This window comes from Paenibacillus sp. 102, from assembly GCF_039549175.1.
Classification (GTDB): Bacteria; Bacillota; Bacilli; order Bacillales; family Bacillaceae_G; genus Bacillus_A.
In genome coordinates, this window is sequence record NZ_JBCGHT010000008.1 from 1 (window position 1) to 15,890 (window position 15,890).

A 15,890-nucleotide genomic window follows, 5' to 3' on the forward strand; every position below is an offset into this window, starting at 1 on the left:
AATATATTCATTACTATAATCATGATCGTATTAAAATAAAACTAAAAGGAATGAGTCCTGTACAATACAGAACTCATTTCTCGCAAGCTGCTTAAAAATATGTGTCTAACTTTTTGGGTTCACTTCATTATAGATGCTCTTTTTCATTAATACGTAAATGTGATTGTTGCTAATGAATAACCTGCCATCACGCTGTACGGCGCAACTTGATATGAAACTCGCTTCGCCCCTATTGGCCAAGAAAGTTCATTTAATACTTTTTTAGTATCTTGCATCGTTCCATCCATCGACTGTTTATAGCGCATTTCTACTTTTGTAGGCTTTGCGGTAAATTGCTTCTGCACTTTCACTTTAAATTCATTATAATTTTCAGCTCCGTATTGCGAGGACAAATAAATTAAGTTCGTATCCTTTAGCATTTTTTTGTATACTACTGCTTTAGGAGTGCCTGTTTTTATTTTATTTGTTAATTCGTTATAGTAATTAGCTGATGCTTTTGGATACTTACTTCGATCCCATTCATGATCCTTTCCTAACTGCTCGTCAGACATATTATAATATGAATACGTAACACGCCCTGCTTTATCTGGAACTGGATCATCGAATGTGGTATCCATATGATACCACTTATTCTCGATCTTCACTAAGTTCCATGCATGTGCCTGCCCATTCCCTTTCCCTGTTACAATATGCGATTGAATACCCGCTTCTTGTAATAATTGATAGGTTAATAATGTATATCCTTGGCAAACAGCTGAACGATTTACTAACGCTTCATATGCCGTATAAGCCTTATAAGACGTATCATATGAAACATGTTTCACAACGTAATCATGTATAGCTTTCACCTTTTCATGCTCATCCATACCAGGCTTCAAGGCAGAATTTATAATTGACTTAACTTGTTTTTTCACATATTGGGTTTGTTCTTTTGATTCACGATATGTAATTTTTAATGTAAATGTATAATTTCCTGGTATCCCTCGTATGGAATACTTTGTGCCCGCTACATTATATTTTAAGTATTCATCTTTATCTACTATCTTCGTATACTCTTTATAGAGCGTATCCAATACTTCCCTGCCATTTTTAGTTTTTGCTTTATACGTAATTGTAATATTTTCTTTGCGATTATCCACATGTTTTTTTAATTCTTTGCGGAAACCTTCTAACAGTTTAGCATCTGTTTGCGCAACAGCAACTTTTGAGTTTGTAGCCGCATAAGATACCGCTGGAACTTGTAAACCCCCAATCAGAAACGTTGAACATAGTGCAACAGTTGTTATATATTTGTTTTGTCTTTTCATCCCATCTAGTCACATCCTTCTATTTAAAATCATATGAAAGAAATGTCCATATATCTTTAAAGTATACAATACTTTTTCAAAAAGAAAATATGAGATCCTACATATTTATTAATTGCTATTTTACTATTATTAAAGGAAATTTCGATAATATTTCAGAAAATATAAAAAAACCAGTAGTTCTTCCATTAGAAGTAACTACTGATTTTATTCTAACAAGTCTGTAATAAAACACATGTATTTTCAAACCGATGATGTTTCAAATCATCATTATCAATACAGAAATATAACATTCCTAAATCTCCCCACATCATATTACAGTTTTGATAATCAGAATCGACTTGGAATAAGAGTGTTATATCGTTAACATTCGCACCAATGCATTCTCCAGCTTCTTGAAACACATCTTCTTGAACAGAGAAAGGTTCACCCAATAACTGATGGTTATCATAATGATCTGGGATTAATTCCTCAAGTAACTGCAGAAAACGATCCGAATCTTCTTCGTCTTCAATAAAGAGCTCTGGTAACTTATATGTGAGTTCAAATGAAATTTCACATTGTGTAAATTTCGCTAGATTTTCATCCATTCTTTGTAATTGTTCAATTGAAACATCACAATAAAGAACACATCCAGCCTCATGGTGATTTATCTCTTCTTCAAAACAATTGCCATAATAAAAGAAATATAACATCCCCTTGTCAGGAAAATTGTGATTCATACCTATACCTTGTAAATCAGTTAAATTAAATTGTGCAATAAAATCTAATGGATTCCCTTCATAGGTTGGATATTCGAATGAAACCGGCACATCAGGAACTCCGCCCATTTTAGAGCTACCAATTGAAAGTGTATCCATCTGCTTAGGAACCACTTTTATACAAGGAAATATAGTATCTATTAGTTCCTGTTTTAAATGTGTCAACCCATATTTATCAATTAACGACTCAATTTTTTTTTTCATAAATTCTCCTTACATCATGTACTTATTCGTATCTTAGCACAAATATTGTACAACATTTATCATGAAAAATGAAAACAAATAAATCAAAAACGGGCTTATCCCTAGGACGCGAACAAGTTTAAAACAGCATAGTATACATTGTTCCTACAAACAAGATTTTTCATCATTCCTTCTAACAGATCTCACATTGTTCATTCTGCTTCATTCCAACTTTTATTATAAGGAGGCATTCCACATGGGTTACGGATACGGTTGTGGTGGTTATGGCGGCGGTGGTTGCGGTCACGGTGGCTTCGCTTTATTAATCGTTTTATTTATCCTTCTAATCATCATTGGTGCTAGCTGCTGGGGCGGCTTCATCGGTTGCTAAGTAAACTTGAACAACTATTGTAAAAAAGCACGTGAATGACGTGCTTTTTACTACATAACAAATCCAATCTTTGAAAGGAATATTCTTATGAAAATTGATGGAGTTTTTGAAGGCGGCGGTGTTCGTGGAATTGCACATGTTGGGGCAATTTGTGCCTTAGAAAAACAAGGCTATAAATGGGAACGTGTAGCCGGTACATCAGCCGGTGCTATCATTGCAGCTCTTCTAGCAGCCGGTTACTCATGTACAGAACTAAAGGGCATTATAAATAACATTGATTACCATCAATTCATAAAAAAAACTTTACTTGATAAAATTCCTTTTATAGGAAAAGGTTTAAGCGCTTGGACAAAATTAGGGATTTATTCAAACGACTTTTTAGAAACATGGTTAGAAGATATCCTACACAAAAAAGGCATCCATCATTTTGGTGACTTATCTAATCCACAAAATTTAAAAATTATCGCCTCAGATATTAGCAATGGAAAAATGGTCATTTTCCCCGACGATTTACCGAAATATGGATTTAAAAGTCACAATTTCTCTATTGCAAAAGCAGTCAAAATGAGCAGTACCATTCCGTTCTATTTTGAACCAATAAAATGGAAAACACCTAAATGGAAACAACCCTGCTATATGGTTGATGGAGGTATTCTAAGCAATTATCCAATATGGATTTTTGATTCACCCGCTATCCCGCACTGGCCTACTTTTGGCTTTCATTTTGTAAGAGATGAGATCCAAGCAGAACCTGTCCCTTACACAGAGCCTATTTCTATGTTCAAAGGTTTATTTAAAACAATGATGCAAGCACATGATTTACGTCATCTAGATAAAGAAACAAAAGCACGCACCATTACAATTCCAACTGGAACAATTACAAGCACAAAATTTCAATTAACTACCGCTGAGAAAGAATGGCTTTATGAGTCTGGTTTTCATGCTGCTGAAAAGTTTTTACAGTCTTGGAACTTCAAAAGATATGTTAATCAATATCGGAACGGAAATCAAGTTCGAAAAACATATCAACAAAGTCAAAATCTAGATGCATAGCGCTCTGCAAATTTAATAATTTCTTCGCTTACTCATTTTCATTTTGTACATTTTAAATAAAAAAAGTGAACTTAAGGTTCACTCTTTTTTACATATTTACGGCGTAAAGCTTATCATCCACCCTAACATATATCCTAATATAGCAAACAATAACATAAAGATAAATAAACTAGATGCCCACAATGCATATTTTCGACTTTTTCTTTTTGTAATCATACCTATGACTGAACACAACAATCCAGCTCCAACTATTTGCAGAAAACCTTCGCCTAAAAATGTTTCTTGAATAAGCAATGTAATGTTCAAATACAATAATGCTAAAAAGGCAATGATTAATGAAATAATCCCCATCCACGTTTCTTGTTTAAAAATATGACTCTTTCTTTTCTTTAAGAATGCCAATTCCATAGTCTTGCTTCACCTACTTTCACTCTTCTAACTTTTTCATGAGTCATTAACTTTTCAACTTCTACTTTAGGGCCAGTTACGACTGCTCCATATGTTTTGATCCCGTTTTTTTCAAGGAAAGAAACACGCTTTGACAACTCCAATGTTTTTGCTCTAGATAGTTTCGTCGCCAAATTTTCATGCTTCCGTAATGACTTTAACACACCAATAAATTGTTTCTCATGAGGTGTTTCACTTGAAAATGGACTACCTAGGCTTGAAATCACATCTGCGGGAAAACCAATCGGTGCGACATACACACCCTCATCATTCTTTTGCTTCTCCTCTAATCCTGTATTTACGGCATACCAAACAATGTCTATATTAGGGAACATTCGCTCTGCCTCTTGTATACTTAATAATTCTCTAAAAGATACATACACCTCTACAACAGATTCCTGCGGAAGGCCTTTTAATATCTGTGCCTCTTCGCTGCTATTATAAGACACGTTATAATTATTAGGATGAGATAACACTTCGTTATCTATATATGGGATTTCTAGGATTTTTTCATCTATTGTATACTCACGGCTTACTTTTGTTGCTGTACTTAATAGATAATGCGTCTTTTCTTCCCCAATTCTAATATCTTTCTTCCCGACCCTTTTATACAAATCAAAATGCAATTGCAAACTAAGTGGTAACAATGTTTGCTTCATATCTCTTTCTTTCATAAATACATTTGGCTCCGTTATACTTAATGTTTGTTTTACTACATTTCGTAGCTCCATTGCGTTTGTTGGCGCCAATGCATAATATGCTAATGTGGATACGTATAAAATAGGCTGAATAATTAATAAAAAAGTAAGCACAATTAGAACATTGGTAAGCCGCGCTCGATTTCTTCCTTTTTTCAATACTTGTTCCTGCTTCCCATCAGAAAGAGAAGCTGGTTTTTGCTGAAGAGCTTCTTGCAACAAATCTTTATAACCTTCTTGTTCACAATGAGGTTTATCATTTGTCATCTTGACTCTTTTCCTCCTTTAACAATTGTTGTAATCTCTTTCTCCCTCGAAATATGTGACTTCTATATGTGTTTAACTTTAAATCTAATACAGAAGCACCCTCTTCGTACGTTAATTGATGTACATCACATAATAAAATAGCTTGCGCCTCCATTATAGGAAATGTATGAATAATCTGAATTAATTTTTCATAGCTATTTTTTGCAACTACATATTCTTCTGTAGACTCACTTGCTTGTATTGCTTCTAATTCCTCCGTTCCTACAAAAGCTATTTTTTTCTCTTTCCTCACAAAATCAATAAACGTATGATATGCCACTTTAAATAGCCAGGATTTTACCTGTTGGTTTTCATAATCTTCTAGATAAAGATACGCCCGATAAAAAGTCTCCTGTACTAAGTCCTCTGCTACATGATGGCTACGAGAGAGGGAAAATAAATACCGATACACATCGTTTATATAAACCTTATATATTTCCTCAATTTCCATCCCCCTCCTCCTTTCATATATAACACGAGTGAACGCGCTAAAAAGTTGCATCATTTTTCCTTTTTTATATTTTTTTCGGTCATTAAGAAAGTATCAATAATCATTTATTTTAATAATAAGTTTTAATTATAAATAAAATTCAAGATATTACGACTAACTTTAAACCTCTTAAAAAAGCTACCAAAATGGTAGCTTTTTTAAGGATACTGTAACCCCACCGCTTCTTCGGCAGTAACAACAACATAGCGGTCTCCTGTCCTTAACCCTAGTAATTCAGCTTTTTCAATCGCTTCTTGTCTCGTTTCTGCATAGGCAGCTAAATACTTGATTCCATCAATAACCTGACAAATGACATATTGTTTCATTTTTCTTTCCCCTTTTTCAGTTACTAGCATTTATGATATCATTTTTTACTTTTAAGAAAATATGATTATTATACCGAAAGATTTTTTACCAATCTTGCAACCTTTTCAATCCCTTTCTCTATATCATGCATTGAGGCATATGAATAAGAAAGACGTAAATATTGGCTAGCATTTCTATCATACACATTTCCAGGGTTAAGCAGAATTTTTTCATGTAATGCTTTTTCAAACAATTCCCGCATCGAAATGTTTGGTTTAATATGTAGCCAAATATAAAATCCACCAGTTGGTATTTGCCAAGTTGCCACATCTCCGCAGTATTTCTCTAACATTTCAAGCATATAGTCTCTCCGTTTTTTCAACTCAATTCGTATTTGCTGTATATGTTTCTCATATAACTCACTTGCAAACCATTCTGCAGCAGCTCGTTGTGATAACGAACTCGAGCCGTAATCCATTTGCATCTTTATATCTGCCAATCTTTTAATGACTGGTTCTGGTCCAACAACCCAGCCAATTCTTAAACCAGGACTAATCACTTTTGACATACTTCCAATATGTAATACAATCCCATTTGTATCATATGCCTTCAATGGTTTAGGCGAAGGCGAATCAAGCCATAAATCTTGATACACAGCATCTTCAATTATAGGTAATCCAATTTCATTACATACTTTTATAACTTCTTGCCTTCTTTGTTCATTCATGACAAGACTTGTTGGATTATGAAAAGACGGGATGGTATATAAAATAGAACCATTGAATTGTCTTTTATATTTTGAAATAAGTGATGGTTGAATCCCATGTTCATCCATTGGAATACCGAACAAACGCATTCCTGCAGACTGAAAAACATTGAGCGAGTATAAATATGATGGTTTTTCAAGTAAAATGGACGAGCCTTTGCGTAGAAGTCCCATCGAAATAAGCTGCAGTGCTTGAATTGCTCCCGAAACAATTAATATAGATGCTGGCGATGCAAGAATATCATACTTTTGCAAATAATTTGCTATTTGCTCCCTTAATTTGAAGTCTCCTCTTGGTTCCTCGTATCCTAAAGGGATTTCCCTATGAGAAAGTTCCTTTAAGATTTGCTTCATTTTTTTCTCAGGTAAAAGCTCTGGTGAAAGTTCACCAGTACCTAGTCGGATGATATTGGGGTAAAATTCGGCTTGATTAATTTCTTGAATGGTCGGGAGATTCGGATAATAAATACCTGTTTCTACATAGGAATTCCAGTTTGGAGGAGGCGCTAAAGTCGATACACTCCCTATATCGTTTCTCACAATTGTTCCCCTTCTACCCTCTCCCTCAATTAATCCTTGCGCTGTTAATTCATCTAGCGCCATTACCATTGTACTTCGATTCACTTCAAATGCTTGAGAGAAAGCTCGCTGCGACGGTAATTTTGTACCAATCGTCCATTCTCCATTTATAATTTTCTCTTTTATATACTCCTCAATTTGTTTATATAAGGGAACCGGAGAGGATCCATTTGGCTTCCAGTCAAATCGCTCCATATTATCACTCCACTTTTTTGGTTGGTTTGTTATCCAACCATATGGATGGATACAATTTTGATTTTCTTTTATACAATATACACTATCATATTTCAGCTATTTATATAGGAGGGAATGAAATGACTGAAGTAATCCTTCACGGAATGATTCTTGCATTTGGACTCATTATTCCATTAGGTGTACAAAATGTCTTTGTCTTTAATCAAGGTGCTAGTCAGCCAAATATTTTGCGAGCTATACCAGTTGTTCTAACTGCATCGATCTGCGATACAATTTTAATTTTGATTGCAGTACAAGGTGTATCACTTATGCTTCTGACTTTTTCATGGTTAACAACCACACTTTATGTGATTGGATTTTTCTTTCTCATTTATATGGGATGGATAATTTGGAAAAGTGAGTCTAAAAAAGAAACGATTGAAACAAAAACAATGACTATCAAAAAGCAAATTATCTTTGCCGCCTCTGTTTCCTTATTGAATCCACATGCAATTCTAGATACGATTGGCGTCATTGGCACAAACTCGATTCAATATGCAGGCAACGAAAAATGGGCTTTTACTTTCACAACAATTGCGATTTCTTGGGTCTGGTTTATTAGCTTAGCCTTTGCAGGCCGAATACTTGGAAAAGTTGATTCATCAGGAAAGGCAATTACAATTCTAAATAAAATTTCAGGGGTTATTATTTGGGGAGTTGCTCTTTATATGTTGAAACAAGTTATTTTTTAGAAAAAAGCATAACGTTTCAGTATATTTATAGATAATTGTTAAACAATAATTGAAGTTGTATTTTATTTTTACTGTTCACAAAAGGGGCCACTACTTATACGGAGTATAGCAAAAATTATAAATTTATCCCTATGACATCTATCAAAAGTAGATTAGGAATAGATGTCACTCCTGATATTTACTGTTTACCTATTCAAATTGTTAATGTTTGTTTAATTGGAAATCCACAAGAAGCAAACGAATGTGTACTCATTGATACAGGTATGCCTAAATCTGCGGATTAAATTATTTCTGCATTAACCAATTGATTTGGCCCAGATGTTCAAGTAAAGGCAATTATTTTAACACACGGAAATTTTGAACATATCCGTGCTGTCATTGAACTCATAAAAAAATGGGATGTCAATGTTTATACACACGAACTAGAGCTTCTTTATCTAACTGGTAAAATGAGATACCAAAAAATCCATTTGTAATCATTTGCAGATAGATTTTTTGGTATCTCTTATAAAATTTTAAGTTAAGATGTAGGTTCCGGAACTGAATGTAAAGGTTCATTATTCTTTTTAGGTTTAATCCATATAATTGTAATAATTGCTCCAGCAATTGCAAATATGCAGGTTAAGTAAAACACTTCATGATCTGTCCCCTTCATAAAGTAAGAATAGAGAGGTGGTCCTGCCGCTACACCGATAAAACGCATCGAACTATAGAAAGAAGTAACCGTCCCTCTCTGTTCCTTTTCAATCCCTTGTGTAATAAGTGCATCTAAACACGGTAACGCTATACCGATTCCTATTCCCATAATTACCAAACAAAAAAGTAACAAGTAAATACCTTTCAAAAATAATGGCAAAATGACCGAAACAGCAGCTAGTGTAAAACCAATGTATATACACTTTTTCATCACAACTTGATTATCCCCTATTTTCTTTCCTGCCATATACGAGCCTATTGATAGTACAAGTAAGGGAATTGCAAGTATACACCCTTTCCATATTCCATGAATGTTGTATTTTGATTCTAATATGGTGGACAAATAAAAAAGAATTCCAAATAAAATAAGCATTATAATAGCACCCAATATAAAAATTGCGACTAACCATCTCCCCTTTTCTCGGAAAGTCAAACCAATTGATTGGATGAATTCTTTGAAAGGCGGCGCTTCTTTTTCTTGTTTCTTTGCTTTTACTAACAGTAGTAATAAGACGATAGCAACAGCACATAAAACTGGGATGGCCCAAAACGGCAAAAACCATACAACTGCTGCAAGTGCAGATCCCAATATTGGACTAAGAACCTTTCCAAATGTGTTTGATGTTTCAATAATTCCTAAGCCAGTACTTACTTGCTTTTCATCTTTATATAAATCACCGACACATGGAATGACGACTGGCATTGCTCCAGCAGCACCTATTCCTTGAATTGCTCTTCCAATAAGAATCCATACATACGGATTTTCTACTTTCCATGATACCCATCCTGTTATGGCGCCTCCAATAGCTGCAATTAATAAACTTGGAACCATGACCATTTTACGTCCCCACCGGTCTGATAAATAACCAGCAATAGGAATTAATAAAATCGCTAAAATAGAATATATCGTAATAATCATAGATGCTTGAAAAGAAGAAATATGCAGTTTCTTTTCGATTGTTGGAAGGATTGGAATGAGCATTGAATTTCCTAATGTCATAACAAGTGGAACAGATGCAAGTGCAAGTAAACAACAGTTTTCTTTTTTTAACATGTTGATTTCGAAACCTCTCATCATTTATTTCTTTCCATGTAGTAGCCCTGATAAAATTCGATTGTAAATTTCATCAGGGCTACTATATTTCATCTGCTTTTTAACTTATATAACAAAAGAAATTGGAGTATAACATAGCATTACTTCTATTTTTTCAATCCTTACAACAGTATATCCATGCTATTAAATGGAAAATTTATTTTCACTTTCGAAAAACACTACAAAAAAAGAAAGGAAGAGTTCTTCCCTTCTTTATACAGCTTTACATTAACGAGTATACCCGCCACCAAGCTGTTGTTCTGCCATAGCAACAAGACGTTTTGTGATTTCACCACCAACAGAACCATTTGCACGAGAAGAAGTGTCAGCACCAAGTTGCACACCAAACTCTTGCGCGATTTCATATTTCATTTGATCAAGAGCTGCTTGTGCTCCGTTCGATACTAACTGATTAGAATTACGATTTCTAGCCATTTCCGTTCACCTCCTTTACATATTAAAATGTATAAATTTCAAAATAAAATACATGGTAAATTATGGTTTTCAATTAACTGAGACTATTTTTAAGTAACTTACACTTTGAATTCATGAAAAAAGAGTCTCAAAAAATGAGACTCTTTTTATGTCCGCTCTAATATTATCATTGTTCAAAAACGAAAATATTGCATTTCATTACACTAACAGTCGAAACTGCTTTATTTTATGGAGTCAATACTTTCAGTTGTTTTCTTCTCAACTGAATGATTTCTTCTCGTAATACCTCTTTTGCATCATATCCAAACCATTCTAGTGAAGCAAAATGTTCCGTACCTTGAATTTCTCTAATGATCTCTTCGTAGTTCACAACACCTTCAAATAACGGAACCATTCCTTTTCGACTACCAGCTGAAGCGTATACATTATTCGGCTCAAAGACATCTAAATGAGCAGCTGCAGATATATTTTTCATATGGTAATGCTGTACCCACGGCTTTAATTGACGATAACTGTCTACTGGATCCGCACCAGATTCCCACATATGGAGAAAGTCAAGATTAATTTTTAAATATGGATGATTCACTTCTTCTAATAATTTTAGAGTTGAATCTAAACAATCTGTTAATGTATTCGGATGTGTTTCTAATAGCACATACATATTGTGACGTGCAAACAAATCACAAATCATGCGAATTCGTTTTACATATTCCTGACGTTCTTCTTTTGTAAAGCTATCGCTTCGTTTTTGTCCAGCAAACGTACGAATCTTATCTGTATTACACCAATTCGCTAGCGATGCTAATTGCTCTGATTTTTCTATTGTTTTCTCAAAATCTGCTGACAATGAAATATCTAAATAATCACTTATCATCGTAATTTCCAAATTTTTATTTTCCAAAAAATCTAGTTGCTCTTCTGTCACTTTACGCTCTTGTGCATATAAATTTTGTGCATGAATCCCCCACAATTCAATCCCTTTAAATCTGTTCTCATATGCAAATTGAACAATATCAGTAAATGAAATTAGCTGATGGCGAAACGAAATCGTACATAACGAATACTTCATAAATTCAAACCCCTTTATCTCAAATTCAATGATGATTGTTTATAAAGTGACAGACTGATTTATTCTTATGTTTTTCCATGCTACAAACTGTCTCTCTAACTCCTGCTTAATCGCAAATTCAATTTCATTCATTTCATTTAATTTTTCAACAATTGATGATAACATCTCTTTATTTTTTGTCATTGCCATTTTTATTACTTTATATTGTACATTTGTAAATCCTTGTACGATATCTTCTACTCGGTCACACCAATAATCAAATTCTGTTTCAGAGTATTGTAATGTTTCACGAAAATATGCAAATGCATGTTCATAACTATATTTACGGATGGCCAATACAGGTATTTGCTTCACTGCTGGTATTAGTTTAGAAAGTTCTGTTCCACCTTCACCATTTACCATTCTTATGACCAAGTCTTTTAATTTCATCGTTAATTCATTGTAATCTCTTTTGAATGTCTCAACAAAATAACTTTCTACCGCTTCCTGAGAGGGTTCTCGAACAGCCTGTACATCAATGAAATATCCGCCACCGAACGGATTATTTTCAATGGAATGAATCACTTTATCCTTTGCCATATTTCCCTCCCAGCGAAAATCCGGATCCAGCATAAACCATTCATCTTCTTGATTTGTTTTTGATATCATTAAGTAATGCGGGAATGGTTTTTGATGGAATTTATTTTCCCTCTCTGGCAATAATGACATATCTACCATTACAATGACATATCGATTTTCTGGCTTTGTTTCTACTAACTCTAAAAAGGTCTCTACATTCGTTTGTTTCTCTTTTGAATGATCGTACCATTCGTTTACTTTTATTCCGTATAGTTTTTCATACCAATGTAAGTAACTGTCATGGCTAATATTTTCAGAATGATAAGAAATGACCTCTTCCTCTGTTATATCAAAATCCCCATCCCATAAACCAAAGTAAAAAGGTCGAAAATCTATATCACTACGTCTTTTAATAATTTCACAAAAACAACTCACTAAACAGTGCACTTTAATTGAAGTCATTTTCTCACCCGTTTTCTAAAATATTAGTTATTCGCATCCATTTGTAACGGTTGTAACTCTTCCATAAATTCCAGTAAGGAACCTATAGTAGAAAAAGCTTTCGGATCCACTTCATCCTCAGGAACACATAATTGTAAATCCATTTCGATATAAACAATAAGCTGAAGCATCATGACCGAATCAATATATAAATCTTGGTTTAAACGCATTGTATCTTCTAAATAAGTAACATTTTTTAATTCCATTTTTTCTATCATAATTTTTAGTAAAGCCGCCTTTAACATTTTACGATTCATGTTGTCATTTCCTCCATTTCTAATAGTTTACGACTCACTTTCCCAGTTGCATTTTTAGGAATTTCCGTTACATTTTCAATTTCATGCGGAACTTTATAGGACGGTAAATGCTGTATACACCATTCTCGTATTTGAACAGGCTCAATACTAGAAATCACTTTTGCTTTTACAATTTCACCCATTACAGGGTGTTTTCCGCGATACACAATGGCCTCCTGAATACCATCTAAACGGAGCATTGTTTCCTCTACTTCTATTGGGAACACTTTCAAGCCAGACACGTTAATTACATCATCCATACGCCCAACAAAATGTAGCCCACGTTCTGATCTATATCCTAAATCTTTTGTGTCAATCACTTTCTCTCCAATTGTTACTACTATTTCTTCAGGCTGGTTTTGATCACCACTAATACGAATAGACGCATGAGGAAGTGGTTCTCCTAAATCTAGATGTGTGTTCATATTGTGACAAATACTAATGCAACCTGCTTCCGAGCATCCGTACTGCTGCATCATATACTTTGTCATCCCTTTAAGTTTATAAAACAATGATTCTGGTAACGGTGAACCTGATGTCATCACTTTATGAAACTGAAAAGTCCCTTGTGGAAAACTTCCCATAATATGTAGCATAAGTGGTACCGCATATACGATATGTTTCGGTGTATTACGAATGATATTTAATGCAAATTTCGGGTTTTTATTTGTAATAACAATTGGCTTACTGCCTCGCATTATTGCAGATAACGTTCCACAAATTAATCCATATGAATGGGAAACAGGAGCCAATACAATCGGTACTTCATCAATTTCGCACTGCAAGGCTTGATTATAAGCGTCAATTTCTCTTTCAATTTCTTTCCATGATCTTTCAATTAGTTTCGGTTCACCAGTTGTTCCTGAGCTATATTGCAGTAAGGATGGTTCTTTTTTTATTTGGTGCTCACTATTTAGTGTTATGAATTGCTTAAAATCTCCATATAAAAGCCCAAAACATTCGGCACGTTTTGCCATTTCAGCAGCTGTAGCTTTTGGTGTCTCTCCATGAATAAGTAGTACAGATGCCTTTTTTTGTTTTAAGAAAAAGACAAGCGTAATAATATCAAAAGGATCTGTTATACAAAGAGCAAATCTCTTTCCATTCACTTCTTGAAAATGTTCCATATTTTCATACATTTGTAGTCTTAATTCAAAATCATTCTTGCTATATTCTTGTTTGTTAACGATTAGCATGATTTACCTCCATAACAAAAGTCTTACCCTTTATAAGTTGCAGTGCATGATATAATGGATTCGGTACTTCATGTACAAGTGATTCTACATCTTTATATAAGCGACGTTTTGTTAATTGCTCCGCTCGAAATGTAGGTGTATATAACTGCAGCTCTTCAAAACGTCCATATAAAGACTGAAAACTTGTAAAGTGACTCTCCAATTCTTCTACAACAAGTATCCAAAATCGCTCTTCATTAAATCGATATTCATCAGCAAGCAGTAAAGCTAGTTCACCTAAATTAAATAAGAAGAGCGCATCTAAGACCATTTCTTGTAAACTGCGCATACTGTCCATTTCAAAAAAATCATTAAGCTGTCCCTTTGCATACATATTGTGGACTTTTGTAAAATCGGGACACTTTTCTGGAATTTTTAAATATGGACGATAAAATTCAAGCCCTTCATGAAAATCTTTCAGTGCAATCCGGATTGGCATTCCTTGTTTATGAATCAGAATCATATTTTGTCCATGTGATTCTAACGCAATGCCATGTTCCGCTAATAGGTGTACAACTGGTAACACTGCTTTTTGAATAAGCCCACGAAGCCAATTTTCAATTCCACTTTGTTTTAGCCATGGCTCAATAAGAGGTTTCCCGTCTTGGTCTTTTGCATATAAGGCATTAAATGGAACGGCTTCTTCTGCCTCTTCTAAATGCGCATGAATACTTTCACGCCAAATACACCCTAACGAACCGTAAGTAGATTGACCTGGTGGATCATACGTTACACCGGCAAATTCTTGTAATAAAACAACACGTGCCTTATCCCGTAAATATGAGTCATGCCTTACCAAATCTGTTAACCAATTTGAAATAATAGGTGCACTAACAACTGAGTGTGGTTTTAATGTCCGAACAGTTGATGTATTTAATAAGTTCATAGAAAGCTTCACATAAGGTTTCATACAATTGGTAGCATTCTGTAAAGTACGCATCGATTGTTGTGCAAAATATTCATCTTCTGATTGTTCTATAAAAATAATGTGCCTATTGTGTATATGTTCAGCATAGTTCGGAATAATATAATTCTCCCATTGCCAAGGATGAACAGGCATGACCGTATAATCATTTGGATTGCATCCTAGATTTCGAACAGTAGAATAAAATTCAATTAGTTTCTTCTCTCCTATTTCTTCTCTCACAACATGATTGAAATCTTCCTTGGACAGAGCTCCTATATGAGTATGTGTATCATGAATAGCAATCCAAATAAGTTTCATCGACTGTTTAAATTCGAAACCATATTGGTAATTATCACGATAATGAAAGCCAATTCGTGCCTTATAGCTTGGATGATATGGATGTCCATCCATTAAGCGACTTTCCAGCTCATCATATGTTTTCTCTATAAGCTTCTCTTTTGTTTCGTGTCTTTCATATTGAGCCATTGTATCTTTAAAGATTGTTTGTTCTAACTCTTGAATAAAGGAACGTAATTTCACTTCATCTATCTGAATCATTTTAAAAACTTCATTTAAAAATTGTGCAATTGATGTTACTTCTTTTTCTCTATCATTTTGTATTCTTACAATTGGTTTTTCGATTAACCGAATACGGCCAAATGTCATTCGCTCTTGACCACAGCATTTGTATGTGACGTTATTTCCACTTTCATCAAGCCCTGAAATTATAAAAATTATATTTTCTTCCTCTTGTATGCGAGTTGGAGAAATGATTTCCTCGTATATTAACGACTCTATTAATTGACGAAAAACTCTTCTCCTAACAGCAATATAACGATCCGATTGAACCGCTTTCATTACTTTCGTATGATAAACCTCTTCCTTCATCG

Annotated in this window: 20 protein-coding genes; 6 read left to right on the forward strand and 14 right to left on the reverse strand. The window is 34.2% G+C overall.

Going from position 1 to position 15,890, the window contains the following annotated elements:
• The coding region (locus tag AAIE21_RS17465) for an IS3 family transposase (RefSeq protein ID WP_343267758.1) at positions 1-95 on the forward strand (95 nt) is incomplete at its 5' end.
• 51 nt (positions 96-146) lie between these two features.
• Here AAIE21_RS17465 and AAIE21_RS17470 read toward each other — a convergent pair.
• Positions 147-1,307 carry a transglutaminase domain-containing protein gene (locus AAIE21_RS17470; protein ID WP_343267928.1) on the reverse strand — a complete coding sequence of 387 codons (1,161 nt, stop codon included), beginning with the start codon at positions 1,305-1,307 and terminating at the stop codon, positions 147-149.
• A gap of 209 nt (positions 1,308-1,516) precedes the next feature.
• Positions 1,517-2,269 carry a YwqG family protein gene (locus AAIE21_RS17475; protein ID WP_343267929.1) on the reverse strand — a complete coding sequence of 251 codons (753 nt, stop codon included), beginning with the start codon at positions 2,267-2,269 and terminating at the stop codon, positions 1,517-1,519.
• 235 nt (positions 2,270-2,504) lie between these two features.
• Here AAIE21_RS17475 and AAIE21_RS17480 point away from each other — a divergent pair, with 235 nt between their 5' ends.
• A complete protein-coding gene (locus tag AAIE21_RS17480; protein ID WP_343267930.1) occupies positions 2,505-2,639 on the forward strand; it encodes a YjcZ family sporulation protein in 135 nt (44 codons plus the stop codon).
• Positions 2,640-2,726: 87 nt separating this feature from the next.
• Positions 2,727-3,692 (forward strand): patatin-like phospholipase family protein, encoded by a 966-nt coding sequence (locus AAIE21_RS17485; protein ID WP_343267931.1) that lies wholly within the window; start codon positions 2,727-2,729, stop codon positions 3,690-3,692.
• A 96-nt stretch (positions 3,693-3,788) separates the two neighbouring features.
• Here the strand turns inward: AAIE21_RS17485 and AAIE21_RS17490 are convergent, their stop codons facing one another.
• From AAIE21_RS17490 to AAIE21_RS17510, 5 genes are all read right to left on the reverse strand, one after another.
• Complete coding sequence (locus AAIE21_RS17490) at positions 3,789-4,100, reverse strand: hypothetical protein (protein WP_343267932.1); 312 nt, start codon at positions 4,098-4,100, stop codon at positions 3,789-3,791.
• The gene (locus AAIE21_RS17495; protein WP_343267933.1) at positions 4,082-5,104 is read right to left on the reverse strand and encodes an anti-sigma factor; all 1,023 of its coding nucleotides are present in this window, start codon (positions 5,102-5,104) and stop codon (positions 4,082-4,084) included. Before AAIE21_RS17495 ends, AAIE21_RS17490 begins: the two co-directional genes overlap by 19 nt.
• Positions 5,094-5,594 carry a sigma-70 family RNA polymerase sigma factor gene (locus AAIE21_RS17500; RefSeq protein ID WP_343267934.1) on the reverse strand — a complete coding sequence of 167 codons (501 nt, stop codon included), beginning with the start codon at positions 5,592-5,594 and terminating at the stop codon, positions 5,094-5,096. Before AAIE21_RS17500 ends, AAIE21_RS17495 begins: the two co-directional genes overlap by 11 nt.
• A gap of 197 nt (positions 5,595-5,791) precedes the next feature.
• Positions 5,792-5,959 carry a DUF3933 family protein gene (locus AAIE21_RS17505; RefSeq protein ID WP_343267935.1) on the reverse strand — a complete coding sequence of 56 codons (168 nt, stop codon included), beginning with the start codon at positions 5,957-5,959 and terminating at the stop codon, positions 5,792-5,794.
• Positions 5,960-6,027: 68 nt separating this feature from the next.
• Entirely contained in the window at positions 6,028-7,479 is a 1,452-nt protein-coding gene (locus AAIE21_RS17510) for an aminotransferase-like domain-containing protein (protein WP_343267936.1), read from the reverse strand.
• Positions 7,480-7,598: 119 nt separating this feature from the next.
• Here AAIE21_RS17510 and AAIE21_RS17515 point away from each other — a divergent pair, with 119 nt between their 5' ends.
• The 3 genes from AAIE21_RS17515 (at position 7,599) to AAIE21_RS17525 (ending at position 8,686) form a co-directional block, all read left to right on the forward strand.
• The gene (locus tag AAIE21_RS17515) at positions 7,599-8,210 is read left to right on the forward strand and encodes a LysE/ArgO family amino acid transporter (protein WP_343267937.1); all 612 of its coding nucleotides are present in this window, start codon (positions 7,599-7,601) and stop codon (positions 8,208-8,210) included.
• A gap of 131 nt (positions 8,211-8,341) precedes the next feature.
• Positions 8,342-8,494 (forward strand): hypothetical protein, encoded by a 153-nt coding sequence (locus AAIE21_RS17520; protein ID WP_343267938.1) that lies wholly within the window; start codon positions 8,342-8,344, stop codon positions 8,492-8,494.
• 51 nt (positions 8,495-8,545) lie between these two features.
• Complete coding sequence (locus AAIE21_RS17525) at positions 8,546-8,686, forward strand: MBL fold metallo-hydrolase (protein WP_343268084.1); 141 nt, start codon at positions 8,546-8,548, stop codon at positions 8,684-8,686.
• A gap of 44 nt (positions 8,687-8,730) precedes the next feature.
• Here the strand turns inward: AAIE21_RS17525 and bcbE are convergent, their stop codons facing one another.
• The 7 genes from bcbE to AAIE21_RS17560 all read right to left on the reverse strand — a co-directional run bounded on the left by bcbE (position 8,731) and on the right by AAIE21_RS17560 (position 15,888).
• Positions 8,731-9,984 carry a bacillibactin exporter BcbE gene (gene bcbE / locus AAIE21_RS17530; RefSeq protein WP_343267939.1) on the reverse strand — a complete coding sequence of 418 codons (1,254 nt, stop codon included), beginning with the start codon at positions 9,982-9,984 and terminating at the stop codon, positions 8,731-8,733.
• Positions 9,985-10,227: 243 nt separating this feature from the next.
• Positions 10,228-10,434, reverse strand: coding sequence for an alpha/beta-type small acid-soluble spore protein (locus AAIE21_RS17535; RefSeq protein ID WP_003197017.1), 207 nt, complete (start codon positions 10,432-10,434; stop codon positions 10,228-10,230).
• 226 nt (positions 10,435-10,660) lie between these two features.
• Positions 10,661-11,503, reverse strand: coding sequence for a sugar phosphate isomerase/epimerase family protein (locus tag AAIE21_RS17540; protein WP_343267940.1), 843 nt, complete (start codon positions 11,501-11,503; stop codon positions 10,661-10,663).
• A 39-nt stretch (positions 11,504-11,542) separates the two neighbouring features.
• The gene (locus AAIE21_RS17545) at positions 11,543-12,523 is read right to left on the reverse strand and encodes a DUF6005 family protein (RefSeq protein WP_343267941.1); all 981 of its coding nucleotides are present in this window, start codon (positions 12,521-12,523) and stop codon (positions 11,543-11,545) included.
• A gap of 23 nt (positions 12,524-12,546) precedes the next feature.
• Positions 12,547-12,819 (reverse strand): petrobactin biosynthesis protein AsbD, encoded by a 273-nt coding sequence (gene asbD, locus AAIE21_RS17550; protein ID WP_343267942.1) that lies wholly within the window; start codon positions 12,817-12,819, stop codon positions 12,547-12,549.
• A complete protein-coding gene (locus AAIE21_RS17555) occupies positions 12,816-14,054 on the reverse strand; it encodes an AMP-binding protein (RefSeq protein ID WP_343267943.1) in 1,239 nt (412 codons plus the stop codon). Before AAIE21_RS17555 ends, asbD begins: the two co-directional genes overlap by 4 nt.
• Complete coding sequence (locus AAIE21_RS17560; protein WP_343267944.1) at positions 14,041-15,888, reverse strand: IucA/IucC family protein; 1,848 nt, start codon at positions 15,886-15,888, stop codon at positions 14,041-14,043. The genes AAIE21_RS17555 and AAIE21_RS17560 overlap by 14 nt, the downstream gene beginning before the upstream one ends.
• Positions 15,889-15,890: the final 2 nt, after the last annotated feature.

What these genes read in the sequence shown, in the direction of transcription:
- AAIE21_RS17470 (WP_343267928.1), bottom strand. Translation starts at nt 1,307, where the DNA reads ATGAAAAGACAAAACAAATATATAACAACTGTTGCACTATGTTCAACG.
- AAIE21_RS17475 (WP_343267929.1), bottom strand. Translation starts at nt 2,269, where the DNA reads ATGAAAAAAAAAATTGAGTCGTTAATTGATAAATATGGGTTGACACAT.
- AAIE21_RS17480 (WP_343267930.1), top strand. Translation starts at nt 2,505, where the DNA reads ATGGGTTACGGATACGGTTGTGGTGGTTATGGCGGCGGTGGTTGCGGT.
- AAIE21_RS17485 (WP_343267931.1), top strand. Translation starts at nt 2,727, where the DNA reads ATGAAAATTGATGGAGTTTTTGAAGGCGGCGGTGTTCGTGGAATTGCA.
- AAIE21_RS17490 (WP_343267932.1), bottom strand. Translation starts at nt 4,100, where the DNA reads ATGGAATTGGCATTCTTAAAGAAAAGAAAGAGTCATATTTTTAAACAA.
- AAIE21_RS17495 (WP_343267933.1), bottom strand. Translation starts at nt 5,104, where the DNA reads ATGACAAATGATAAACCTCATTGTGAACAAGAAGGTTATAAAGATTTG.
- AAIE21_RS17500 (WP_343267934.1), bottom strand. Translation starts at nt 5,594, where the DNA reads ATGGAAATTGAGGAAATATATAAGGTTTATATAAACGATGTGTATCGG.
- AAIE21_RS17505 (WP_343267935.1), bottom strand. Translation starts at nt 5,959, where the DNA reads ATGAAACAATATGTCATTTGTCAGGTTATTGATGGAATCAAGTATTTA.
- AAIE21_RS17510 (WP_343267936.1), bottom strand. Translation starts at nt 7,479, where the DNA reads ATGGAGCGATTTGACTGGAAGCCAAATGGATCCTCTCCGGTTCCCTTA.
- AAIE21_RS17515 (WP_343267937.1), top strand. Translation starts at nt 7,599, where the DNA reads ATGACTGAAGTAATCCTTCACGGAATGATTCTTGCATTTGGACTCATT.
- AAIE21_RS17520 (WP_343267938.1), top strand. Translation starts at nt 8,342, where the DNA reads ATGACATCTATCAAAAGTAGATTAGGAATAGATGTCACTCCTGATATT.
- bcbE (WP_343267939.1), bottom strand. Translation starts at nt 9,984, where the DNA reads ATGATGAGAGGTTTCGAAATCAACATGTTAAAAAAAGAAAACTGTTGT.
- AAIE21_RS17535 (WP_003197017.1), bottom strand. Translation starts at nt 10,434, where the DNA reads ATGGCTAGAAATCGTAATTCTAATCAGTTAGTATCGAACGGAGCACAA.
- AAIE21_RS17540 (WP_343267940.1), bottom strand. Translation starts at nt 11,503, where the DNA reads ATGAAGTATTCGTTATGTACGATTTCGTTTCGCCATCAGCTAATTTCA.
- AAIE21_RS17545 (WP_343267941.1), bottom strand. Translation starts at nt 12,523, where the DNA reads ATGACTTCAATTAAAGTGCACTGTTTAGTGAGTTGTTTTTGTGAAATT.
- asbD (WP_343267942.1), bottom strand. Translation starts at nt 12,819, where the DNA reads ATGAATCGTAAAATGTTAAAGGCGGCTTTACTAAAAATTATGATAGAA.
- AAIE21_RS17555 (WP_343267943.1), bottom strand. Translation starts at nt 14,054, where the DNA reads ATGCTAATCGTTAACAAACAAGAATATAGCAAGAATGATTTTGAATTA.
- AAIE21_RS17560 (WP_343267944.1), bottom strand. Translation starts at nt 15,888, where the DNA reads ATGAAGGAAGAGGTTTATCATACGAAAGTAATGAAAGCGGTTCAATCG.